The sequence below is a fragment of the Streptomyces rhizosphaerihabitans genome (assembly GCF_025399795.1).
In the GTDB taxonomy this organism is placed as follows: Bacteria; Actinomycetota; Actinomycetes; order Streptomycetales; family Streptomycetaceae; genus Streptomyces; species Streptomyces rhizosphaerihabitans.
Window position 1 is genome coordinate 55,979 of record NZ_JAODTZ010000008.1, and the last position, 23,569, is coordinate 79,547.

A 23,569-nucleotide genomic window follows, 5' to 3' on the forward strand; every position below is an offset into this window, starting at 1 on the left:
CTGGGGGTACCACCCACGCCTTTCGGGCACCGGGGGAACTCACGCACATCTGTGGGCATAGCCGCTCAGACGTATGCCCGCACCCGCGGTGCGGCCCGCCGGGCCCTGGGGACCGGCGGGCTCCGGGGTCAGCCGGACAGACGCACCGGCATGATCAGGTACTTGTAGGCCTCGTCCGCCTCGGCGTCCATGGCGGGCTTGCCGCTCAGCAGCGCGGGCTTCGTGGACGTCGTGAAGGAGAGCTGGGCGACCGGCGAGTCGATGGCGCTGAGGCCGTCGAGCAGGAACGTCGGGTTGAAGGCGATCGAGACGTCGTCGCCCTCCAGCTGGGCGTCGACTCTTTCCACAGCCTGTGCGTCGTCGCTGGAGCCGGCCTCCAGGATCAGCACGCCCTGCTCGAAGCTCAGCCGCACCGGGGTGTTCCGCTCGGCGACCAGTGCCACACGCTTGACGGCCTCCACGAAGGGGGCGGTCTCGATGACGGCGATGGAGTTGAACTCCGTCGGGAACAGCGCGCGGTACTTCGGGAGGTCGCCTTCGAGCAGACGGGTGGTCGTACGCCGCCCGGCACCCTCGAAGCCGATCAGGCCCTCGCCCGCGCCGGAACCGGACAGCGCCAGGATCACGCTGTCGCCGCCCGTGAGGGCCTTGGCGGTGTCCAGGAGCGTCTTGGCGGGCACCAGGGCGACCGCGGACGCCTCCGGGTTCTCCGGCTTCCACAGGAACTCGCGGACCGCGAAGCGGTAGCGGTCGGTGGACGCCAGGGTGACCTTGTCGCCCTCGATCTCGATGCGCACACCGGTGAGCACGGGGAGCGTGTCGTCGCGCCCGGCGGCGATGGCCACCTGGGCGGCGGCCGAGGCGAAGACCTCACCGGGGACGGTGCCGGTCGCCGACGGCATTTGCGGCAGCGCGGGGTACTCCTCCACAGGCAGGGTGTGGAGTGTGAACCGCGAGGAACCGCAGACCACGGTCGCCCGTACACCGTCTGTGGAAATCTCCACCGGCCGATTGGGAAGTGCGCGGCAGATGTCCGCGAGGAGGCGGCCGGACACGAGGACCGTGCCCTCCTCGTCGATCTCCGCGTCCACGGAAACCCTCGCCGACACCTCGTAGTCGAAGCTGGAGAGGCTCAGTGCGCCCTCCTCGGCCTTCAGAAGGAGGCCGGCGAGCACAGGCGCCGGCGGACGGGCCGGAAGGCTGCGTGCCGCCCAGGCCACTGCCTCCGCGAGTACGTCGCGTTCCACCCGGATCTTCACCGTTGCCGCCTCCGTCTGTTGCCGGCGCTCTCGCCCTGCAGGCCTTCGTCGTCTGACTCGGTGTCGCTCGGACCGCTGAGGGCAAGGACACCGGGGAACAGTCTGACGCACCGCGCTGACAGTCGGTGCCTCTCGGGGTCAAGTCGTGCCGAGCGGCACCTGAGCGTCCGAGAGCAAGTTGTGCACAGCCCCCACTTCGAAACGGTTCTCAGGCTCTCTCTAGTTGGTCTTAGTAGTAGGGCCTGTGGAAACCGTGGATAACCCCGTTTTCGCAGCTCAGAGGCGATTTTTTGTCCACTGGCCCTGTGGGCGGAGGCGGTGGACAACCGGGGGTCTCTGTGGACGACGAAAAGTTCTGCACACTCGATCCACAGCTTGGGGCCACTTCTCCCCAGCGTCGTCCCCAGCTTTACCCACGTTCCCCACAGCCCAATCCGGCACCTTGGTGTGACGCCTTTCACTCGACGCGGTGAGATGGCGCGGCGCGTTGCCGAACAGTGGACAGAGGTGTGGAGAAGCTGGGGATCACTGGGGACAACCGACTCCGGCCTGTGGGTCACCGGTGGACAACTTCGCGCACAGCCTGTGGATCTTTTCTTTGTCCACAGGCTGTGGAGAGTCTTTGTCCACGAATCCACAGGCGGTTGACCTGGTCTGATGGTCTTTCAACAGTGCTCCCTGTGGAAACTATCTGGACAACTTCCCAGTCCCCAGGATGTGGACGGAAGAAAGTCACCACATCTGTGGAGAGTGGCCGTAACCCGGCTCCGATTCGAACAGCAGGTGTCGGGTCGGTAGCGGTGAAAACGGGGCGGGAACCCTCGGAACGCGGGACCGAAGCCCTCAAGAGGCGTGTCCGAAGCCCTCGGAGGACGTCTTCGAACCTCTCCGAGCGTGCGGCCGGGCCGTTTCGAGCGCGTGCCCGGACCCGTCGGCCCGTGCGGCCGAGTCGGCTCCGAGCGCCGTCCTGGGGTGGGTCCTGCGCCCGGTCCTGGGTCTTTCGGCGGGTGCCGACGCCTCGGGGCGCGGGCGTGCGGAAACGGCGAAGGGCGCCCCGGGACGATGTCCCGGGGCGCCCTCAGGCACGTACAGCCGCTTCCGGATCCGACCGGCGACCTCTGGTCGACCACTTCTGACGGACGATCTCTGACGGACGACCTCTGGCCGAACGGTCTTTGGCCGAGCCGGCCGACCGCGACGTCGGGGCGGGCGTCGGGGCCCGCGCCGCGGTCGGGGCCGTCAGCCGTTCTTGATGCGGTTCGTGAGCTCGGTGACCTGGTTGTAGATGGAGCGGCGTTCGGCCATCAGCGCACGGATCTTGCGGTCGGCGTGCATCACCGTCGTGTGGTCGCGGCCGCCGAACTGCGCTCCGATCTTCGGCAGCGACAGATCGGTGAGCTCACGGCACAGGTACATGGCGATCTGCCGTGCCGTCACCAGGACGCGGCTGCGCGAGGACCCGCACAGGTCGTCCACCGTGAGCCCGAAGTAGTCGGCGGTGGCCGCCATGATCGCGGTCGCGGTGATCTCGGGGGCCGAGTCCTCGCCGCCGGGGATCAGGTCCTTGAGGACGATCTCCGCCAGACCGAGGTCCACCGGCTGCCGGTTGAGCGACGCGAACGCCGTCACCCGGATCAGCGCGCCCTCCAGCTCGCGGATGTTGCGCGAGATCCGGGACGCGATGAACTCCAGCACCTCCGGCGGGGCGTTGAGCTGTTCCTGCACCGCCTTCTTGCGAAGGATGGCGATACGGGTCTCCAGCTCGGGCGGCTGGACGTCGGTGATCAGACCCCACTCGAAGCGGTTCCGAAGCCGGTCCTCCAGAGTGACCAGCTGTTTGGGCGGCCGGTCGCTGGAGAGCACGATCTGCTTGTTCGCGTTGTGGAGAGTGTTGAAGGTGTGGAAGAACTCCTCCTGCGTCGACTCCTTGTCCGCGAGGAACTGGATGTCGTCGACGAGCAGGATGTCCATCTCCCGGTACCGCTTGCGGAAGCTGTCGCCCTTGCCGTCGCGGATGGAGTTGATGAACTCGTTGGTGAACTCCTCCGAGCTCACGTACCGCACCCGTGTGCCCGGGTAGAGGCTGCGCGCGTAGTGCCCGATCGCGTGCAGCAGGTGCGTCTTGCCGAGTCCCGACTCCCCATAGATGAAGAGGGGGTTGTACGCCTTCGCCGGTGCCTCGGCGACGGCCACGGCGGCGGCGTGCGCGAAGCGGTTCGAGGCGCCGATCACGAACGTGTCGAAGAGGTACTTCGGGTTCAGCCGCGCGGTGGGCTCGCCCGGACCCGACGCCGGCGCGGGCTGCGCGGACTTCGACCCCGGGGTACCGCCGGTGGACGGCAGCGAGGGGCCGCCCCTGCGCCCCTGACCGCCTCCGGAGGGGTCCTGCAGATCGCGGCGGTCGGAACGCTGGTCGTAGTCCTGGCGCTGCTCGTAGGGCGAGCGGTCCATCGACTGCGGCCGGTAGTCCTGGGGCGGCGAGGCGTAGGGGTCCCGCTCCGGGAAGCCGAGTCGCTGCTGCTGCCAGCCGTAGTCGTCCTGGGAGTGGCGCGGCCAGGCGCCCGGCTCGGGGCGCTGGTAGTCGGGGTACGCGGGGCGGGCGGTCGGCAGCTGGTCGCCCGGGGCGCCGGGCAGCGGTTCGGCGCGTCCGCCGCGGTGGTCGTCGGCGCGGTGGCGGCCGTATCCCTCGTATCCGTCGCGGCGGGAGTCGTACGGACCGCGGTCGTCGCGCCCCTGCGGCTCGTACGCGCCGCCGCGGTCGTCACGGCCCTGACCGCCGTTGTCGTAACCGCCGCGGTCGTCTCGGCCCTGGCTGTCATAGGCGCCGCGGTCGTCGCGTCCCTGGCCGCCGTCGTAGGCGCCCCGGTCGTCGCGTCCCTGGTTCTCGTACGAGTCACGGCCCTGGCCCGCTCCGGTCGGGAGCTCGGGCTCCTCGTAGCGGGGCGGGGCGGGCGAGGAGGGCTCGCCGACGGAGTCGTCCACGGTGATGGCGATACGGATGGGGCGGCCGCACTCGCGGCTCAGCGTCTCGCTGACGATCGGCGCGAGACGGCCCTCCAGTACGTTTTTCGCGAACTCGTTGGGGACGGCGAGCAGGGCGGTGTCCGCGACCAGCGCCAGGGGCTGGCAGCGCTTGATCCAGTGTTCGTCCTTCGCCTCGACACCCTGCCCGCGGCCCTCGCCCAGAAGTTGTTCCAGTACGCGTGGCCACACTGCGGCAAGATCGGCAGGTACGTCAGCCACGGGGCACGCTCTCTCACGGGTCCCACGAACGTGTGGTTCTGGGAACAGGTTGGGAAGTCAGTCGCTTGGGGCGGGGGGAACAAAACCGCTGGGGCGGTGAGAAGGGAACGAATCGGAGTTCAGCCACGGTAGTCAGGGCGACCGGTGCGGTTCAAGTTGTTGTCCCCAGCCTGTGGATAGTGTCTCCTGTCAGGGACTGGTTTGACCGGATGGCGCAGCCGCGCGTACCGTAACCAGGTCGAGTTGTCGATGGCTGCTGCCGCCTGCCTCCGATGGGCACAGATCGCGAAGAGTGATCGGGAAGCGGTGCACTCGGGCGTAATGCGAGTTTCCTCGTGGGCGCACGGTGACAGCCAGGGCGGCACCCCGCCACCACCGATTCTTTCTGGAGCCCCCTAGTGAGCAAGCGCACCTTCCAGCCGAACAACCGTCGTCGCGCCAAGACCCACGGCTTCCGCCTGCGGATGCGTACCCGTGCCGGCCGCGCGATTCTCGCGAACCGCCGTGGCAAGGGTCGCGCCAGCCTGTCCGCCTGATTACTTACAGGTCATGATCTCGTGCTGCCTACCGAGCATCGGCTGAGGCGGCGCGAAGACTTCGCGACCGCGGTACGCCGAGGACGCCGGGCCGGACGCCCGCTTCTCGTCGTCCATCTACGTAGCGGTGCACCGGACCCGCACGCGCCTGGGGAGAGCGCTCCCTCGACGCGTGCGGGTTTCGTCGTGAGCAAAGCCGTGGGCGGAGCGGTCGTTCGCAACAAGGTGAAGCGCAGGCTTCGCCATCTGATGCGCGACCGAGTCGCCCTGTTGCCCCCCGGTAGCCTGGTAGTCGTACGAGCGCTGCCCGGTGCGGGTGACGCCGACCATGAACAGCTGGCCCGAGACCTGGATGCCGCCTTGCAGCGGCTGCTGGGAGGGGGCGCGCGATGAAGTACCCACTGCTTGCTCTCATCAAGCTGTACCAGTGGACGATCAGCCCGTTGCTCGGGCCGGTCTGCAAGTACTACCCGTCGTGCTCCCGTTACGGCTACACAGCCATCGACCGGCACGGTGCGATCAAGGGAACGGCACTTACCGCCTGGCGCATCCTCCGGTGCAATCCGTGGTCGCTGGGCGGTGTGGACCATGTTCCGCAACGCAAGCGTCCGCGGTGGCACGAATTGCTGCGTAACGCCTGGCGTGCACGCAAGGGCGGGACCTCCGCCGCCGAACCGGCCACCGGGGACACCACTGCCCCGGGTCCGGCCGCCGAGACCCCGTCCCATGCTCAAGGAGCTTGATTAGTGGACACGATTGCCGGCCTTTTCAGCTTCATCACGACACCCGTTTCCTGGGTCATCGTCCAGTTCCACGCCGTGTACGGGAAGATCTTCGGTCCCGATACGGGCTGGGCCTGGGGCTTGTCCATCGTTTCCCTGGTGATCCTGATCCGTATCTGCCTGATCCCGCTCTTTGTGAAGCAGATCAAGGCCACCCGGGCCATGCAGACGCTGCAGCCCGAGATGAAGAAGATCCAGGAACGCTACAAGAACGACAAGCAGCGTCAGTCCGAAGAGATGATGAAGCTGTACAAGGAGACGGGTACCAACCCGCTCTCCTCGTGCCTTCCCATCCTGGCCCAGTCGCCGTTCTTCTTCGCTCTGTACCACGTGCTCAACGCCATCGCGACGGGCAAGACGATCGGCGTCATCGACGATCAGCTGCTCGCCAGTGCTCGTCAGGCGCACATCTTCGGTGCCCCGCTCGCGGCGAAGTTCACGGACAGTGCCGAGAAGGTCGCCCAGCTCGGGGCCACGCTGACCGATGTCCGCGTCGTCACCGCGATCATGATCGTGATGATGTCGGGTTCGCAGTTCTACACGCAGCGTCAGCTGATGACGAAGAACGTCGACACCACGGTGAAGACGCCCTTCATGCAGCAGCAGAAGATGCTGATGTACGTGTTCCCGGTGATGTTCGCCGTCTTCGGCATCAACTTCCCGGTCGGTGTGCTCGTCTACTGGCTGACCACCAACGTGTGGACCATGGGCCAGCAGATGTACGTCATCCGCAACAACCCGACTCCGGGATCGAAGGCTCAGGCCGCTTACCTTGAGCGCCTGCAGAAGCACGTCACGCTCCACGGCAAGACGCGCCGCCGCAGTGAGAAGGCCATCGTCAAGGCCATCGTCGCCAAGGGCCGCGACCGCAACGAGTTCGAGCGCAAGTTCATCAACGGCCTGACCAAGGCGGGCCTCGTGGCCCAGCCGGACGGTGTCGTGGCGAAGGGCGAGAGCACGACGGTCGTCGAGTCCGAGGACGGCACCACGACGACCACCGCAGCTGCCGCGCCCAAGCGGCAGCAGCCGAAGCGGCAGTCCAAGTCGCAGCGCCAGTCGGGCCCGACCGCAGCCGGCGCGCCCAAGCCGGCGGACGAGTCCGAGCCGAAGACCTCGCTGAGCAAGTCCGACGAGCCGCAGGACGACAAGCCCTCCGCCGCACAGCAGGCTCCCGGAAGCGGGAACAAGCCCGGCGCCGGTACCCGCAGCAAGGCCCAGTCCGGACAGCGCAAGGGCCCGCAGCGGCCCAAGTCCCCGTCCAAGAAGTAAGAAGGAGTCCATCCCGTGACGGAAGGCACCACCTCCGCCGCCGCTGAGGGCGACACCCTGACCCGCCTGGAGCAGGAAGGCGAGATCGCGGCGGACTACCTTGAGGGTCTGCTCGACATCGCCGATCTCGACGGCGACATCGACATGGACGTCGAGGCCGACCGCGCCGCTGTCTCGATCATCAGCGACTCGGGCGGCCGAGACCTGCACAAGCTGGTCGGCCGGGACGGCGAGGTGCTGGAGGCGCTCCAGGAACTCACGCGCCTGGCTGTGCACCGGGAGACCGGGGACCGCAGCCGGCTGATGCTGGACATCGCGGGGTTCCGGGCCAAGAAGCGCGAGGAACTCTCCGAGCTGGGTGCCAAGGCTGCCGCCGAGGTCAAGAGCTCTGGTGAGCCGGTGAAGATGGACCCGATGACGCCCTTCGAGCGCAAGGTCGTGCACGACGCGGTCAAGGCCGCGGGCCTGCGCAGCGAGTCCGAGGGCGAGGAGCCGCAGCGCTTCGTCGTCGTGCTTCCCGCCTGATCGGTACGTACATTCTTTCGGCCCCGTCTGTTGCGCAGGCGGGGCCGAATTTTGTCAGCCTGTTAGTCCCTGATAGTCCTGGTGATCAGCGCCCAGTGCGCTTATGCGGTACGGAAGGACGGTCCCCCGTGACGGAGGCAGCGGAGCTTCCCCCCGCGCCCGAGCAGGCGCGCGAGGTATTCGGTGATCGCTTCGCGGACGCGGTCCGGTACGCGGAACTGCTGGCCGAGGCGGGCGTGCAGCGCGGGCTGATCGGCCCCCGTGAAGTGCCCCGGCTGTGGGAGCGGCACCTGCTGAACTGCGCGGTGCTCTCCGAGGTCGTGCCCGAGGGTGTGACCGTGTGCGACGTCGGTTCCGGTGCGGGGCTGCCCGGTATCCCGCTGGCGCTCGTCCGGGAGGACATCAAGATCACGCTGCTTGAGCCTCTGCTTCGCCGGACCACCTTCCTCACCGAGGTCGTGGAGCTGCTCGGTCTCGATCATGTGACCGTCGTGCGCGGCCGCGCCGAGGAGGTCATGGGGAAGCTGCAGCCGGTTCATGTGGTGACGGCCAGGGCGGTTGCCCCGCTCGACCGGCTGGCGGCCTGGGGTATTCCTCTGCTGCGCCCGTACGGCGAGATGCTGGCTCTCAAGGGCGACACCGCCGAGGAGGAGCTGAAGGCCTCTGCCACGGCGCTGAGCAAGCTCGGCGCTGTCGAGACATCCATCCTGCATGTCGGTGAGGGCATCGTGGACCCGCTGTCCACCGTGGTGCGGGTGGAGGTGGGCGAGAGCCCCGGCGGTGTGCGCTTCGCGGCGAAGAGGGCCAAGGCCGCGAGGACGGGCCGGACGCGCCGTCGGCGCTGATCCTGGACGATGTGAGTATCGCTACTCCCGGTTCCCGCATGACGGGGCCGGGAGTTTCTGTGTTCAGGGCCGGGAGTTATTTGTCACTTCCGTTGGATCGGCCCTGACGGGAGGACAGTCTCCATAAATACTGCCAAACCCATATGTATCGGAGTGTCGCGCCGTGATGGCCCGAGTGGCTGGGCATCGTGTTTCACGTGAAACGTCGCTCACTGTTGCACGGCATCATCAGTCGAGGCCGCGCCGCGGCCGAACCTCGCGATCGGAGGCCCCTCGGTTCACTCGGAGAGGGTGTGGAGTTGTCCACAGAGGTGGATTTCTCCACAGAACAACGGGCCTCGCTGGTTCACGACCCCGATGGCATGGGAGGCTCTGTTCATTGCGAGCCTGAAGTCGAGGAGAGTGAATCCTTGCGGTCCGACGCCAACATCGCGGGACCGATGACCGATCCGGTCCCCGGTCCCCGTACCGAGTCGATGGGGGAGGATGTTTCACGTGAAACACCGCCCCCAATGGACGACACTCCCATCGGTCGTGCTGCCCAGCTGGCTGTGGAGGCGCTAGGTCGCGCCGGTGAGGGCCTGCCACGGCCCGAGCAGACCCGAGTCATGGTGGTCGCCAACCAGAAGGGCGGGGTGGGTAAGACCACGACCACGGTCAACCTTGCTGCCTCGCTGGCCCTGCACGGTGCCCGGGTTCTGGTGATCGACCTCGACCCTCAGGGCAATGCCTCCACCGCGCTGGGTATCGACCACCACGCCGAGGTCCCATCGATCTATGACGTGCTGATCGACAGCAAGCCGCTCTCCGAGGTCGTTCAGCCGGTTGCTGATGTCGAGGGCCTCTTCTGTGCCCCCGCCACGATCGATCTCGCTGGTGCGGAGATCGAGCTGGTGTCTCTGGTGGCCCGTGAGAGCCGGCTGGAGCGAGCGATCCTGGCGTACGAGCAGCCGCTGGACTACATCCTCATCGACTGCCCGCCGTCGCTCGGCCTGCTGACGGTCAACGCGCTGGTCGCCGGCGCGGAAGTCCTCATTCCCATCCAGTGCGAGTACTACGCACTGGAAGGCCTGGGGCAGCTCCTGCGCAACGTCGACCTGGTACGAGGGCATCTCAACCCCGACCTCCACGTCTCGACGATTCTGCTCACCATGTACGACGGCCGGACGCGCCTCGCGTCCCAGGTCGCGGAGGAGGTGCGCAGCCACTTCGGCGAGGAGGTACTGCGGACGAGCATTCCGCGCTCGGTCCGTATTTCGGAGGCTCCGAGCTATGGGCAGACGGTTCTGACCTACGATCCGGGTTCGAGCGGTGCTCTCTCGTATCTTGAGGCCGCCCGCGAAATCGCCCTCCGAGGAGTCGGAATGGCGTACGACGCGCAGCATGCCCATGTGGGCGGACAGAACGATCAGAACATGGTGGAGGGGATCCAGTGAGTGAGCGACGACGGGGTCTGGGGCGGGGCCTTGGCGCACTGATCCCTGCGGCTCCGACAGGTGAGCGTCCGGGTGTTTCGGCGAGTGGGGCATCCTCCTCGCCGGCTGCCGGACCCGTACTCACGGCGGAGCGCGGGGTGGCGGCGGCCAAGGTGACCACGTTGCCGCCTGTTTCACATGAAACGGAGGAGCTGTCGTCGGACGGAGTCCTGGAGACGCTTCAGGCGCCTGTCGGTGCTCACTTCGCCGAACTGCCCCTCGACTACATCACGCCGAACCCGCGACAGCCGCGTGAGGTCTTCGACGAGGACGCTCTCTCCGAGCTCGTCACCTCCATCAAGGAGGTCGGGCTCCTCCAGCCTGTCGTCGTGCGCCAGGTGGGTCCGACGCGCTACGAGCTCATCATGGGAGAGCGCCGCTTCCGGGCCTGTCGTGAGGCAGGCCTTGAGGCCATTCCGGCGATCGTGCGGGCCACGGAGGACGAGAAGCTTCTCCTGGACGCGCTCCTTGAGAACCTTCACCGGGCTCAGCTGAACCCGCTGGAAGAGGCGGCGGCCTACGACCAGCTGCTCAAGGACTTCAACTGCACGCACGACCAGCTGGCGGACCGGATCGGACGGTCGCGTCCGCAGGTCTCCAACACCCTGCGTCTGCTGAAGCTCTCGCCGTCGGTTCAGCGCCGTGTTGCCGCCGGGGTTCTCTCCGCGGGGCATGCGCGGGCGCTCCTCGCCGTCGACGACTCGGAGGAGCAGGACCGTCTGGCTCACCGCATCGTCGCCGAGGGACTCTCGGTGCGGGCCGTGGAGGAGATTGTCACCCTCATGGGATCGCGTCCCCAGACGGCTCAGCGTTCCAAGGGGCCGCGGGCCGGAAGCCGGGTCTCTCCGGCGCTGAGCGATCTGGCGACACGTCTCTCTGACCGCTTCGAGACCCGCGTGAAGGTCGACCTGGGGCAGAAGAAGGGCAAGATCACTGTCGAGTTCGCTTCGATGGAAGACCTTGAGCGCATTCTCGGCTCCCTCGCCCCGGGCGAGGGACCGGTCCTTCAGAAGAGCCTTCTGGACGACGACTCCGACGACGCGGAAGACTGAGTCGGCTTCCCGGCCGATCGATGTTCGATCGGTTCACCGCGAGAGCGGGCCGTGTTCGGGTGCCCACCGGAACACGGCCCGCTCTTTGCGTTCTGGCGGTATCGATGGAATCGCATCGTGGATACGATGCGATTGGGTATGGCGCATCCACCTGGCAGCACCTTCATCGGGGAGGCGGGGGCCATGCAAACCGTGAGCCGTACCGGACTGGTGACCGCAGGCCTGGGCCTGGGAGCGATCGGCGGATTCGTCGGCAGCCTGCTCAGAGAGCGGAGCCATCTGACAGCCGCCCGTGACGCCGCGGGCGAAGGAAGCGAGGAACATCCTTCATGGGGCGTCGGCTCGTACCGCTCACGCTGGACAACCTTCCGGACCTTCCCCAGCGCTGTCGTGCGTGTGTCTTCTGGGAACTGGATCCCGTCAGCAGTGAAGCCGCGGTAAAGGCGGGCACACCCGGTCTGGAGAAGGAGGCGTGGATCTCCTCGGTCCTGCTGGACTGGGGATCCTGCGGCCGGGTTGCCTACGTGGACGATGTACCGGTGGGCTTCGTGCTCTACGCGCCGCCCGCCTACGTCCCCCGCTCCACGGCGTTCCCCACAAGCCCTGTGGCAGCGGACGCGGTTCAGCTCATGACCTCGTTCATCATGCCGGGCTATCAGGGACAGGGTCTGGGCCGGGTGATGGTCCAGACGGTGGCCAAGGATCTGCTCCGTCGGGGCTTCAAGGCGATCGAGGCTTTCGGGGACGCCCGGTGGAAGGAACCGGCCTGTGTGCTTCCCGCCGACCATCTGCTCGCGGTGGGCTTCAAGACCGTGCGCCCTCACCCCAGGTATCCCCGTCTGAGGCTGGAACTGCGGACGACGCTCTCCTGGAAGGAAGACGTGGAGATGGCGCTGGACCGTCTTCTTGGAGCGGTACAGAAGGAGCCGGCGCTTCGTCCTCTGTGACGGCCGGCTGATCGAGCTCGTCCATCTGCGACCGGCGTCCCCCAGGTAAAGCGAATGGGCCAGCCCCGACGGGCTGGCCCATTCGTGTTTCACGTGAAACACACGCCGCGCGTGCGGCCGTTATCGACTACTCGGCGATGAAGTCCTCGAGGTCGCGCACGATCGCGGCCTTCGGCTTCGCACCGACGATGGTCTTGGCGACCTCGCCACCCTGGTAGACGTTCAGGGTCGGGATCGACATGACGCCGTACTTGGCGGCCGTGCCCGGGTTCTCGTCGATGTTGAGCTTGACGATCTCGATCTTGTCGCCGTACTCGGCGGCGATCGCCTCCAGCGACGGGGCGATCTGGCGGCAGGGACCGCACCAGGCGGCCCAGAAGTCCACCAGGACGGGCTTGTCGCTCTTGAGGACGTCCTGCTCGAAGGAGTCGTCGGTCACGTTCTTGAGGGTGCCGGCCACGGCGGGCTCCTTAACTTGGTGGTGCGGTGGGGCGGACGGGGGATCAGACGGTGGCGGCCGCGGCGGCGGTCTCACTGTCCGCAAGGGCGGCCAGGTAGCGCTCGGCGTCGAGGGCGGCGGAGCAACCGGTACCGGCCGCGGTGATCGCCTGGCGGTACGTGTGGTCGACGACGTCACCGGCGCCGAAGACACCGGTGAGGTTCGTGCGGGTCGAAGGCGCGGCGACCTTCAGGTAGCCCTCGCTGTCCAGGTCGAGCTGGCCCTTGAAGAGCTCGGTGCGCGGGTCGTGACCGATCGCGATGAACAGACCGGTCACCGGCAGCTCCGAGGTCTCGCCGCTCTTGAGGTTGCGCAGCGTCAGACCGGCCAGCTTCGGGTCGCCCTTGATCTCGGCGACCTCGCTGTCCCAGATGAACTTGATCTTCGGGTCGGCGAAGGCGCGCTCCTGCATGGCCTTGGAGGCGCGCAGGCTGTCCCGGCGGTGGACGATGGTCACGGACTTGGCGAAGCGCGAGAGGAAGGTGGCCTCCTCCATCGCGGTGTCGCCACCGCCGATCACGGCGATGTCATGGTCCTTGAAGAAGAAGCCGTCACAGGTCGCGCACCAGGAGACGCCACGCCCGGAGAGCGTGTCCTCGTTGGGCAGGCCGAGCTTGCGGTGCTGCGAGCCCGTCGTGACGATCACGGCCTTGGCGCGGTGCACCGTGCCGGCGGTGTCCGTGACGGTCTTGATCTCGCCCGCCAGGTCGACGGCGACGACATCGTCCGGGACCAGCTCGGCACCGAAGCGCTCGGCCTGGGCGCGCATGTTGTCCATGAGCTCGGGGCCCATGATGCCGTCCTGGAAGCCGGGGAAGTTCTCCACCTCGGTGGTGTTCATCAGCGCACCGCCTGCGGTGACGGCGCCTTCGAAGACCAGCGGCTTCAGCGACGCGCGCGCGGTGTAGAGCGCCGCCGTGTAGCCGGCGGGCCCAGACCCGATGATGATCACGTTACGGACGTCGCTCACGACTTGATTCCTCGTCTCTGGAGACTGCTGCGTACCGGTGGGAGCCTCTCTCAGTACTCTCACCCCACCCAACGGATCCTAAGGGGCTTCAATTCCCGCTGTGTCAGGGCACACGGAGACCGGCTGTCGGACGGAGATGCCAAGCGACGTCTGGGAAGCACACCGCTGGGCTTCGAAGCGTCAGGGCGTGCGAACGAGACGCTCTGGAGCGTGCCGGTGGATGTGCCCAGGAACCTGAAACCGAGGCGTTCAGGACCGCGTGTACGACCGTGTCAGCAGCAGCCGGCCCGGCGACGGAGAGGTCTGCTTCGAGCAGGAGGAGTCGACGATGTAGGCCGTGACCCTGGCTTTGTCGGCGACATCGGACACCACGAGGAGGTAGACGCCTGTCCCCTGGTACGAGCCCTCCTTGGCGGCGAGGAGTACCCCGGGGTCTCCGGTCCCCTGCTGGACACACTGGGGCACGGCGGGTGTGGGGGTGATCAAGGTCTTGACCCCGCCCGAGTCGGTTCCGCCGTCCTGCGACTCGACACCCCAGGGCTTCGCACTGGCCGAGCTGTCACCCGACTTCTTGTTCTTCGCGAGAAGGTCCGAGACCTCGCTCCTCAGAGTCTTCTCGGAGAAGGTGCTCCGCGACCCCGACTCCTGCTGGGTCGCCGTCTGGTGGGTGCTGCCGGAGCTGTCGTCGCCCAACGACTGCACGAGGATCGCGCCCAGGCCCAGGGCGACGACCGCGAAGGCGGTGGTGAGGAGGACCGCCCTGCGGCGTCCATGGCGCGCTCGATGAGGACGACCGGGTCCGGTGGCCGCACGGGGATGTCCCGAAGGGCCGCCGGCATTCGACGTTTCACGTGAAACGTGAGCGCGGTCGTCGTCCGTGTCAGATGCCTCATCGGGAGCTGTGGCACTCAGCAGGGCTTCCGCGGCGAGGGCGGCATCAATACGTCCGGCCACATCGTCGGGCATGTGCTGGGGACCCGGCAGGGTACCCAGCAGGCCGCGGATCTCCTCCAGGGAGTCGTACACGTCGGTGCAGAGCACGCACCCATCGAGGTGCTGTCGTACGTCCTCGGTGCGGGATGGCGAGAGCAGACCCTCGGTGAGGTCGGAGATCTCCGCGACGTCCGGGTGCCCGGCCTTGTCCGTCGTGGATGTCACGCTCGCCCACCTCCGCCCTTCACAGCAGCTGAATCGCCTGGCTCTGCGCCCCGGGGTCCCGATTCCTGCGGTCCCGCTGCGGGTGGGACGGATGTCCCCTGCGTCCGGTTCCGTCCGCGGCCCGACTTCTTGGGCTCCTCGTCACCCGAGTTCTCCGAGCGGAGATGGGTGAGCAGGGGAAGCAGTCTGGCTCTGCCGCGCGCACAGCGGCTCTTCACCGTGCCGGTCGGGACATCGAGGATGCGGGCCGCCTCGGCCACGGGGTAGCCCTGCATGTCCACGAGGACGAGAGCGGCTCGCTGGTCGGCCGGGAGGGTGCCCAGCGCGCCGATGAGCTCGCGGTGGAGGTCATTGCGCTCGGCCGGAGCGGAGGCGGACTCGTGCGGTTCGAGGAGCTGTTCCAGGCGCTGGGTGTCATCAACGGGGGATGTCTTCCTGGAAGCCGCCTTGCGGGCTCGGTCCAGGCAGGCGTTCACCGTGATGCGGTGCAGCCAGGTCGTGACGGCCGACTGGCCCCGGAAGGTGTGGGCGGCCCGGTAGGCCGAGACGAGCGCGTCCTGGACCGCGTCAGCGGCCTCCTCGCGGTCTCCCAGCGTACGCAGCGCCACCGCCCACAGGCGGTCGCGATGGCGCCGCACAAGCTCGCCGAAGGCGTCAGGATCGCCCTCGACGTGGCGGGCCAGGAGGTCCTGATCGCTTGCTTCGCCGTACGCGACTTCATCGGCCATCGGACCCCCTCCCCTCCGTCGACGAACGTCAGCCGGTGAACTTGCCATCCGTGATGGCCAGGGTGTTCTAGCTGGTCACCTTGATGTCCATCACTCTGCCCCGGTAGGTGCCGTCATCCGTTTGCGGCAGCTGTGTCAGCCAGACCAGCAAGTACCGTGTCTTGAGGGGTTTGACGGGCTTGAGTGACACGGCCGTGCCCGAGCCGTTGGCGACCTTGGTGTAGCTGTTGAAGGAGAGCGGCTGCGTAGCCGTGTCACCTGAGGCGGCGCGGAGTTCAACGGAAGTGGCCCCCACGAACGAGACGGTCACCTTCCCGACCTGCTGGACCTTGCCGAGATCGAGGATGACGCCGAGCCCTTGCTTCAACCGTCCGAAGTCTGCGCTCTTGTAGAAGTCCGTCTGCCAGTACGTACCCGAAGCGCTGTCGTAGACCTTGTCTATGTCGGAAGGCTTTTCGGAACCGTCGCCGAACGGGTCGAAATCGCGCGCACCGCTGATAGCGATCGACTTGCTGGCCGTCCTCGTCGGGCCCTTCTCGTTGCCGTCCGTCGTCTGGGTCTTCTTGGTGTCGTCGGAGTTGCTGTGGTCCATCAGCGCGTCCGCCAACTGCCAACTCCCCAGGCCCAGTGCGGCGATGAGAAGAGCCGAGACGGCCCACTTGAGGGCTGTGCCGGTACGGCTCTGCAGCGGGGGCGGCGGAGCCGGCACGGGCTGGGGGACGCCCGGACGCGGCGACTGGCGGCCGTATGTGCCCTGCTGGTACGTCGTGCGCTGGTACTCGGGCGGTGCGGTGAACGCGGGCTCCGGCGGGCGGATGCGGGGCATCTCGCTGATCGCCTTCACGAGCTCCTCCGGCGTGGTGCACGGGGACTCGTGGCGGGAGGCGGTCGCACCGTCGTTGGCGAGCGCGCGCATGGCGAGCTCCGACAGGCCCCGGTGTACACCGGCACGTACCTGGTCGGGCGCGATGAGACCGACGCCCTTGGGCAGCCCTGACAGGCCGTAGGCGTCGTTCTCGTACGGCCAGCGCTGTGTGAGGACGGCGTACAGGAGGGCGCCGATCGCTTCCGTGTCGGTGCGCTGCGGAGTGTCCGAACTGATGCCGCGAAGCGCCGCGTTCACGGCGAGCCCGCGGATGCGCCACTGGCCGGACGATGTGCGCAGCACGGCGCCCGGGGTCAGCTTCAGATGGGCGAGGCCCTCGCGGTGCGCGGCGGCCATGGCCTGGGAGACCTGGCTGACCATCTGGTAGGCCTCGTGCACCTCGAGGGGACCCGAGGCGAGAAGCGCGGTGAGCTCGGTTGCGTCCGGCAGCCACTCGTGCACCACGTAGACGAGGTCGTTCTCCTCGACCGCGTCCAGGACCTGGACGAACCGGGGATCGCCGAGCAGGGCGGAGGAACGGGCCGCCGCCAGTACTGAGCGGGCCCGCGGATGATCGGCGGGCAGCAGGTGTACACCGACGGCACGGCGGAGCTTCTCGTCCATCGCGCGCCAACTGCTGAAACCGTCCAGACGGGTGACGCACTCTTCGAGGCGGTAGCGCCTGGCGAGTTTGTGACCACTGTGAAGTTCGGGCGGTGAGGCCTTTCCGGGACTCTCGGTCCCGCCGCTCCCCTGTGCCTCTTCGCTGTCCGTTTCCCGCTCCCGGTTGTGGGCCACCCCGTCGGACGTGGTCTGGTCCGCCTTGGCGGTCAGCGGCTCGTCACCGCTGTTGTCTGCCACGTCGACGGCAGCCGTGCTCCGTTCCGCCACCGTCGTCCCTGCCTCCCCATCCATTGCGCGCTGTCCGACGCAGAAACCAATTGTGCCCACAGTCCGACGCTATGCACGACACACGGCGACGGACGATGGTTGTGCGCGTACCCCCGACTCAGCGCCCCAGGCGCCCGCGGACCATTCCGACCATTGAATTGAGTTCTTCGATGCGCATCTTGCGCGCGGCGACGTAGAAGACACCGAGCAGGGCGATCGAACCGGCGACGAGCGCCACGATCGAACCGATCGCGCCGTATCCGAGAGCCTGGGTGATCGCGAAGCCTACGGCGCCGCCCACCACGGCGCCAGGGATGGAGGCCAGGCAGAGGCGCGCGTACGTGCGCAGCACGCGCGCACCGTCCAGGTCGCCGCCGAGCCGCCTGCGCAGTCGCTGCCAGGCCACTCCGACGCCCACGGCGTACGCCAGTCCGTACGCGCCGGCCATGCCGACGACCGCCCACTGCGCGGGCAGCACCACGTAACAGACAGCTGACCCGGCAGCGTTGACGGCGGCCACGATGACCGTGTTGTAGAAGGGGGTGCGGGTGTCCTCGTAGGCGTAGAAGCCACGCAGGACCACGTACTGCACCGAGAACGGGATCAGACCGAGCGCGAAGGCCATGAGGACATAGCCCTGGGACTGGGCGGGCTGGATGCCGCTGGAGCCGAAGAGCAGGGTGCACATGGGGATGCCCAGGGCGACGAACATGAAGGCCACCGGGACGATCGCCACCGCGGAGGTCCGCAGCCCCTGCGAGATGTCGTCACGGACGGCTCCCGGGTCACCGTCGTGAGCCGCTCGCGAGATCCGCGGGAGCATGGCCGCCATGACGGAGACCGTGATGATCGCCTGCGGCATGCCCCAGATCAGCTGGGCGTTGGCGTACGCCAGGATGCCCGCTCCGCCCTTGCCCGAGGCCTTGCCCGCAGCCGTGGCCAGCTGTGTGACGACGAGTACGCCGGCCTGGTTGGCGAGAACGAAGAGCACGGTCCACTTGGCGAGCTTGACGGCCTTGCCGAGACCGTGGCCCCTCCAGTCGAAGCGCGGACGGAACCGGAACCCTGCCTCGCGCAGATACGGGACCATCGCCGCGGCCTGCACGACCAGACCGAGCAGGGTGCCGATGCCCAGCAGACGGATGCCGTCCGGCGGGATGCTGTCCACCTTCATACCGGAGTGCCGGGCGGTGCCGTAGACCCAGAGGAACATGCCGAACGTGAAGATCATGACGATGTTGTTCAGGACCGGAGTCCACATCATCGCGCCGAACTTCCCGCGGGCGTTGAGGATCTGGCCCATCACCACGTGCACGCCCATGAAGAAGATCGTGGGCAGGCAGTACCGGGCGAAGGAGACGGCCACGTTGTTGGCCGCGGGGTCGCTCGCGATGGAGTCCGACATCAGCTGGATCAGCAGCGGCGCGATGAAGACCGCGGCGGTGACGATCACACCGAGGGCGACCATGACGACTGTCAGCAGACGGTTGGCGTACGCCTCACCGCCGTCCTCGTCCTCCTTCATGGACCGCACCAGCTGGGGCACGAAGACCGAGTTGAGTCCGCCGCCGACGGTCAGGATGTAGATCATCGTCGGCAGGGTGTACGCGACGGTCCAGGCGTCACCGAGTGTCGCAGCCCCCAGAGCGGCCGTGATGATCATGGTGCGTACGAAGCCGGTGAGACGGGACACGAGCGTGCCCGCCGCCATCACGGCGCTCGACTTCAGCAAGCCGGAGGCGCGGCCGCCGGACTTCGCCGGAGCGGCCGCGGGCGGCTGAGCGGCGGCCGGAGCCGGCTCGGGAGCCGGGGCCGGGACCGCGGGGGAGGCATAGGCATGACGGACGCCGCCCTGCTGCTGATCGCGGAAGAGATGAGCGAAGGCGTCGGGCTCATGCTGCTCCCCGCCGGCCTGGGTGACCAGGTCGTCCACCCCCACGTACTGGGTGGTCCGGGCATCGTCCCCGTACGGCAGGTGGCGCGTCGGTCCGGCCGGTTCCGGAGGAGGCGTCTGAGCCCACATCCGAGGGTCGGGGGCGTACTGCGACGCGGGTGGCTGGGCATAGAGCGACTGCTGGGGGGCGTACGTTCCGGGCGCTGGCGGAGGATGCGCGGCACGGTCGTAGAGCGCCTCCGCCACCGGGTCCTGGGCGGAGAGGTCCTGCGCCCGGTAGGGATCCTGGTCGTAGGCGTCCTGGAGGTACATGTCCGCGGGAGACCCCGGCGGCATCTGACCGGCTTCCGGAGTGCCCTCGGGGTAGCCGGAGCGGCCCGCGTCCTGGTCCGGGTGGTCCTCGGGGAAGCCCGAGGAGCCCGCGCCCTGGCCGCGGTCACCGTCGTACGGCGCGTTCATGGTTGCCCCACCTCATCGTCCCCGGGCCCACCGGCCACGACATCGCTCAACGGTCCACTCTCTCACCCGTGCCGGACGGGTCGGCGCTTTCCGGTGCGGTGTCCGGTGTTGGGTCACTCGGGTGCTCCGGGTCGTCTGCCCCGGACTCCGAGTCGCAGGCCCGTTCGGGACCGGCCTCGGAGTCTTCGGTGGTGTCAGTGTCCACGGTGCCGTCCGTGTCCTCGCTCCCGCCCCCTGCCTCGGGACCGTTCTCCGTATCCTCCTCGGCCTGCCGGGCCGCCGCACGCTTACGCTGCGTGTACATCCGGAAACCGGCGAGCACGAGAAGCAGGACTCCGCCGCCGATGACGAGCATCACCGTGGAGGTGATCTCGGTGACCTTCACCTCGAAGGAAACCGGGTCTCCGTACGGCTGCCCGTCCTCCGTGTAGAGCTGGGCGACGACCTGCACCGGGCCGTTGGCCTTGGTGGATGTCGTGAACTTGACCGACTGGCTGTGCTCGCCCGCGACCTGGATCGGCTGCTCGTAGTACGGGCCATTGCCGATCTTGAGGCGGGTGGGCTGCTGCGAGGTGAGCCGCAGGACCAGATGGCCGACGCCCTGCACGAGGTTGTTCTGGACGGTCACGGGGATAGTGGCGCTGCGCCCGGAGAGCTTCGCGTCCGACTTCTTGATGAGGTGCACCAGGCCCATGAGCCCGTCGAGATACGTCTCGACACCGTGCCGGAACGCTGCGGCCTCAGTGGTCCGGCCGCGCCAGGACGCTGACATCCCCCGGTCTATGGCCCGCCCGAACGGCGTGACCACACGGGACTCGTCGGTCAGGATCATCCGGAATTTGTCGAGCTTGGCCTGTGTCGCCTGGATCCGCTCGAAGGCCGCGCGCGGCAGCTCCCGGTGGCGCAGTGCCGAGGGGTACGAGGATGTCGGGGGCACCTTCGTGGTGGCGCCGGGGTCCGGCTTGGCCTTGGCGGCCTCGATCAGCCCCTGGGACTCCGACCAGTTCCCCTGCTGGAGCGCCCGCAGCCCCTCGGCCATCGACTGTGCCTGGCTCGCGGTGGGCATGCGCTGCGGAGCGACGACGATGCTGCGCGGATCCTTCGATTCCTGCAGGTTGATCATCAGGCTCTGCGCGAGGAACTTCTGGACGGCGAGCGTGGAGTTGTCCGCCTTCATCATGTCGCCCTGGAACGCGGTCGACAGCCGCTGGTCCGCTACCACCGCCGTCGTTCCGCCGCCGATGGGGCGAGCGGCGCTGGGCGTGTAGGGCAGGCCGCCCGTCTCGCGCAGGCTGTCGCTGCGGGCGATCACCTTGTCCGCTCCGGCCGACGTGGCCACCTTGACGATCGACGGGTCCACCGCGCCGCTCGCGGGCCAGGCGAACTCCGTGCTCGGCTTCACGTGGACGATCGTCTCCACCGTGCCGGCCGCTACATCGGTGGCGTCCTTGAGGTGGCTCAGGGATCCGGTGATGTCCTTGCCGTGGTGGGCCAGCGACGCGAGGTCGGGGTCGGCGAAGGGGAGCGCGACGACGCTCTGGCCTCGGACCGTCTTCTCGAGCTTGTCGAGCCAGCTGTTGGCCACCGCCTGGTTCCTCCCGGCGATGGTCGTGCGGTCCGCCTGCTGGATCCGGTAGCCGCCCCTCATCGCGTCGACGGAGGCCAGCAGGTCCGGGTCGAGCACCCAGGTGACATCGAGCTGGCTGCCCAGCGACAGGAGCTGGTCCAGGCGCCCGCCCGGGGAGATCTCCTTGGCCAGGTCGTCGTTCTTGAAGACGGGCGTCTGCTGCGCGTCCGAACCGGTCTCCGCCGTGAGGTGGACGGTGGAGATGAGCGGCCAGAGGTACGTCGTCTTCGTCTTCGTGTCCGCCGCCGCGGGCTGCCAGGGCAGGAACGTCCGCTCGATACCGAGGACCTGGTCCCACGGCTGTGCGGTCGTCCGGCCCGTCAGCGATACGCCGAGCTGGTAGACGCCGTCGGAGCCGAGGTCGAGGTCCTTGACGGGCACCGAGATGCTGAAGTGCTGCGAGCTGCCCGCGGCGAGCTTGGTGACCTTCGTGACGTACTTGCCCCCGACCTCCAGCGCGTCGAGGCCCGGCTGGAAGCTGGTGCGCTTCGAGGCGGTGTCGATGGCGGAGCGGGTGTTCAGGGACGGTCCCACGCGGATGCCCACATGGCCGTCCGTGACCGTCTGCTTGCTCGTGTTGGTGACCGAGCCCGAGACCGTGATCGTGTCGCCGTCGGTGGGGACGCTGGGGCTCAGTGAGTCGAGGCTGACGTCGACAGGGCCGGACGACCCTGTCGCAGCGGCCGCAGCAGCCTTCTCCGCGGCCTGGGAGGGCGTGCTGAAGGGCAGCTGGAGCAGCCCGGCCAGCAGCGGCGCCCCGGCCAGCAGTGCACCGCTGCGCCGGAGCCACCGGCGGGCAGGTGAGGGACTCGTCCCTTGGAAGTCTGCCGCCTCGGCCACGCGCTCGCCCGTCCCTCGTCGTCGTCAGTGGTCGTCGGAATGTGCGTCCAGGCATCGTAACGAGGTGCGCTGAGAGTAAGTGCCGCGGAGTGGTCCACAAGATCGGGGAAGGGTGCGACTGTCCTGTATGTGCGCGTATTCTGCCCGCGAAAAAGTTGTGGGTACGAGTGTGGGATTTATCCGGGCGCTCCCGGGGGGCTCGGCCACGTACCCTTTTCTGTTGTGCCGAACGCCAATGAAGACAATTCCAGTGCCCTGAGCCAGGTGCAGCGCCGCGCGGTGAGTGAACTGCTGCGGGTGTCTCCTGTCGCCGACGAGCTCGCCCGCCGTTTCCAGGAGGCCGGGTTCTCACTCGCCCTGGTCGGCGGCTCGGTCCGGGACGCGCTCCTCGGTCGGCTCGGCAATGACCTGGACTTCACGACCGACGCCCGACCCGAGGACGTACTGAAGATCGTCCGGCCCTGGGCGGACGCGGTGTGGGAGGTCGGGATCGCCTTCGGCACGGTGGGGGCACAGAAGGACGCCCGCGTGGGCGATGCGGAGCAGTCGTTCCAGATCGAGATCACGACCTACCGCTCCGAGGCGTACGACCGGACCTCGCGCAAGCCGGAGGTGTCCTACGGTGACTCCATCGAGGAAGACCTCGTGCGTCGTGACTTCACGGTGAACGCGATGGCTGTCGCGCTGCCGGAGAAGGACTTCATCGACCCGTACGGTGGTCTGGACGACCTGTCCGCTCGCGTTCTGCGTACCCCGGGCACCCCGGAGGCGTCCTTCTCCGACGATCCGCTGCGGATGATGCGCGCCGCACGGTTCGCCGCGCAGCTCGATTTCGAGGTGGCACCCGAGGTCGTTGCCGCCATGACGGACATGGCCGGGCGTATCGAGATCGTCTCGGCGGAGCGGGTGCGGGACGAGCTGAACAAGCTGATCCAGTCCGCCCACCCGCGCAAGGGCCTGACGCTGCTCGTGGACACCGGGATCGCCGACCACGTGCTCCCCGAGCTTCCCGCGCTGCGGCTGGAGAGTGACGAGCACCACCGGCACAAGGACGTCTACGAACACACGCTGATCGTTCTGGAACAGGCGATGGCGTTGGAAGAGGACGGGCCTGATCTGATTCTCAGGCTTGCCGCGCTGCTCCACGACATCGGCAAGCCGCGAACGCGTCGCTTCGAGCAGGACGGGCGGGTCTCGTTCCACCACCACGAGATGGTGGGCGCCAAGATGACCAAGAAGCGGATGACGGCGCTCAAATACTCGAATGATCTCGTGAAGGATGTCTCACGTCTGGTCGAACTGCATCTGCGCTTCCACGGGTACGGCACCGGCGAGTGGACTGACTCCGCTGTCCGCCGCTACGTCCGTGACGCCGGCCCGCTCCTCGACCGTCTTCACAAACTGACCCGATCCGACTGCACCACGCGCAACAAGCGCAAGGCGGCCGCGCTCTCCCGGGCCTACGACGGGCTGGAGGATCGCATCGCTGAGCTCAAGGAGCAGGAGGAACTCGACGCGATCCGTCCTGACCTCGATGGCAACGAGATCATGGAGGTTCTGGGTATCGGCCCGGGCCCTGCGATCGGTCAGGCGTACAAGTTCCTGCTGGAACTGCGGCTGGAGAACGGCCCGATGGAGCATGACGCGGCGGTGGCGGCGCTCAAGGAGTGGTGGGCCGAGCAGGGCTGAGGAGTGGTCAGCCGGT

19 protein-coding genes are annotated in these 23,569 nt (G+C 67.8%); 10 read left to right on the plus strand and 9 right to left on the minus strand.

Annotated features, from left to right (window positions below):
* Window positions 1-128: 128 nt before the first annotated feature.
* Window positions 129-1,259, minus strand: coding sequence for a DNA polymerase III subunit beta (gene dnaN / locus N4G66_RS10380; RefSeq protein WP_261703724.1), 1,131 nt, complete (start codon window positions 1,257-1,259; stop codon window positions 129-131).
* Between the two features lie 1,239 nt (window positions 1,260-2,498).
* Complete coding sequence (gene dnaA / locus N4G66_RS45630; RefSeq protein WP_315903629.1) at window positions 2,499-4,502, minus strand: chromosomal replication initiator protein DnaA; 2,004 nt, start codon at window positions 4,500-4,502, stop codon at window positions 2,499-2,501.
* Between the two features lie 398 nt (window positions 4,503-4,900).
* On the opposite strand from dnaA, the gene rpmH reads away from it, so the two are divergent.
* The 9 genes from rpmH (at window position 4,901) to N4G66_RS10430 (ending at window position 11,933) form a co-directional block, all read left to right on the plus strand.
* Window positions 4,901-5,038 carry a 50S ribosomal protein L34 gene (gene rpmH, locus N4G66_RS10390; protein WP_006381191.1) on the plus strand — a complete coding sequence of 46 codons (138 nt, stop codon included), beginning with the start codon at window positions 4,901-4,903 and terminating at the stop codon, window positions 5,036-5,038.
* 21 nt (window positions 5,039-5,059) lie between these two features.
* Window positions 5,060-5,431 carry a ribonuclease P protein component gene (gene rnpA, locus N4G66_RS10395; RefSeq protein ID WP_078942937.1) on the plus strand — a complete coding sequence of 124 codons (372 nt, stop codon included), beginning with the start codon at window positions 5,060-5,062 and terminating at the stop codon, window positions 5,429-5,431.
* The gene (gene yidD, locus N4G66_RS10400; protein WP_261703725.1) at window positions 5,428-5,781 is read left to right on the plus strand and encodes a membrane protein insertion efficiency factor YidD; all 354 of its coding nucleotides are present in this window, start codon (window positions 5,428-5,430) and stop codon (window positions 5,779-5,781) included. The genes rnpA and yidD overlap by 4 nt, the downstream gene beginning before the upstream one ends.
* A gap of 3 nt (window positions 5,782-5,784) precedes the next feature.
* The gene (gene yidC / locus N4G66_RS10405) at window positions 5,785-7,089 is read left to right on the plus strand and encodes a membrane protein insertase YidC (protein WP_261703726.1); all 1,305 of its coding nucleotides are present in this window, start codon (window positions 5,785-5,787) and stop codon (window positions 7,087-7,089) included.
* 15 nt (window positions 7,090-7,104) lie between these two features.
* Window positions 7,105-7,614 carry a Jag family protein gene (locus N4G66_RS10410; protein ID WP_261703727.1) on the plus strand — a complete coding sequence of 170 codons (510 nt, stop codon included), beginning with the start codon at window positions 7,105-7,107 and terminating at the stop codon, window positions 7,612-7,614.
* 128 nt (window positions 7,615-7,742) lie between these two features.
* The gene (gene rsmG, locus N4G66_RS10415; RefSeq protein ID WP_261703728.1) at window positions 7,743-8,459 is read left to right on the plus strand and encodes a 16S rRNA (guanine(527)-N(7))-methyltransferase RsmG; all 717 of its coding nucleotides are present in this window, start codon (window positions 7,743-7,745) and stop codon (window positions 8,457-8,459) included.
* Between the two features lie 362 nt (window positions 8,460-8,821).
* Window positions 8,822-9,895 (plus strand): ParA family protein, encoded by a 1,074-nt coding sequence (locus N4G66_RS10420; protein WP_261703871.1) that lies wholly within the window; start codon window positions 8,822-8,824, stop codon window positions 9,893-9,895.
* Window positions 9,892-10,986, plus strand: coding sequence for a ParB/RepB/Spo0J family partition protein (locus tag N4G66_RS10425; protein WP_261703729.1), 1,095 nt, complete (start codon window positions 9,892-9,894; stop codon window positions 10,984-10,986). Before N4G66_RS10420 ends, N4G66_RS10425 begins: the two co-directional genes overlap by 4 nt.
* A 329-nt stretch (window positions 10,987-11,315) precedes the next feature.
* The gene (locus tag N4G66_RS10430; protein WP_261703730.1) at window positions 11,316-11,933 is read left to right on the plus strand and encodes a GNAT family N-acetyltransferase; all 618 of its coding nucleotides are present in this window, start codon (window positions 11,316-11,318) and stop codon (window positions 11,931-11,933) included.
* Window positions 11,934-12,060: 127 nt separating this feature from the next.
* Here N4G66_RS10430 and trxA read toward each other — a convergent pair whose 3' ends face one another.
* The 7 genes from trxA to N4G66_RS10465 all read right to left on the minus strand — a co-directional run bounded on the left by trxA (window position 12,061) and on the right by N4G66_RS10465 (window position 21,864).
* Window positions 12,061-12,393, minus strand: a complete 333-nt coding sequence (trxA, locus tag N4G66_RS10435) for a thioredoxin (RefSeq protein ID WP_007383275.1) — start codon at window positions 12,391-12,393, stop codon at window positions 12,061-12,063.
* A 43-nt stretch (window positions 12,394-12,436) separates the two neighbouring features.
* Complete coding sequence (gene trxB / locus N4G66_RS10440; protein WP_261703731.1) at window positions 12,437-13,402, minus strand: thioredoxin-disulfide reductase; 966 nt, start codon at window positions 13,400-13,402, stop codon at window positions 12,437-12,439.
* Window positions 13,403-13,651: 249 nt separating this feature from the next.
* A complete protein-coding gene (locus tag N4G66_RS10445; RefSeq protein WP_261703732.1) occupies window positions 13,652-14,560 on the minus strand; it encodes a hypothetical protein in 909 nt (302 codons plus the stop codon).
* A complete protein-coding gene (sigM, locus tag N4G66_RS10450) occupies window positions 14,557-15,288 on the minus strand; it encodes an RNA polymerase sigma factor SigM (RefSeq protein WP_261703733.1) in 732 nt (243 codons plus the stop codon). Before sigM ends, N4G66_RS10445 begins: the two co-directional genes overlap by 4 nt.
* A gap of 67 nt (window positions 15,289-15,355) precedes the next feature.
* Window positions 15,356-17,044 carry a protein kinase family protein gene (locus tag N4G66_RS10455; RefSeq protein ID WP_261703734.1) on the minus strand — a complete coding sequence of 563 codons (1,689 nt, stop codon included), beginning with the start codon at window positions 17,042-17,044 and terminating at the stop codon, window positions 15,356-15,358.
* A 118-nt stretch (window positions 17,045-17,162) separates the two neighbouring features.
* The gene (gene murJ, locus N4G66_RS10460) at window positions 17,163-19,397 is read right to left on the minus strand and encodes a murein biosynthesis integral membrane protein MurJ (protein WP_261703735.1); all 2,235 of its coding nucleotides are present in this window, start codon (window positions 19,395-19,397) and stop codon (window positions 17,163-17,165) included.
* Between the two features lie 46 nt (window positions 19,398-19,443).
* Window positions 19,444-21,864 (minus strand): DUF6049 family protein, encoded by a 2,421-nt coding sequence (locus N4G66_RS10465; RefSeq protein ID WP_261703736.1) that lies wholly within the window; start codon window positions 21,862-21,864, stop codon window positions 19,444-19,446.
* A gap of 222 nt (window positions 21,865-22,086) precedes the next feature.
* On the opposite strand from N4G66_RS10465, the gene N4G66_RS10470 reads away from it, so the two are divergent.
* On the plus strand, window positions 22,087-23,553 hold the full coding sequence (locus N4G66_RS10470) for a CCA tRNA nucleotidyltransferase (RefSeq protein ID WP_261703737.1): 1,467 nt from the start codon (window positions 22,087-22,089) through the stop codon (window positions 23,551-23,553).
* The last annotated feature ends 16 nt before the right edge of the window (window positions 23,554-23,569 follow it).

Bases quoted from the DNA above. Each gene is read 5' to 3' on its own strand.
- yidD (WP_261703725.1), top strand. From the start codon at position 5,428: ATGAAGTACCCACTGCTTGCTCTCATCAAGCTGTACCAGTGGACGATC.
- N4G66_RS10420 (WP_261703871.1), top strand. From the start codon at position 8,822: ATGGGAGGCTCTGTTCATTGCGAGCCTGAAGTCGAGGAGAGTGAATCC.
- N4G66_RS10430 (WP_261703730.1), top strand. From the start codon at position 11,316: ATGGGGCGTCGGCTCGTACCGCTCACGCTGGACAACCTTCCGGACCTT.
- sigM (WP_261703733.1), bottom strand. From the start codon at position 15,288: ATGGCCGATGAAGTCGCGTACGGCGAAGCAAGCGATCAGGACCTCCTG.
- murJ (WP_261703735.1), bottom strand. From the start codon at position 19,397: ATGAACGCGCCGTACGACGGTGACCGCGGCCAGGGCGCGGGCTCCTCG.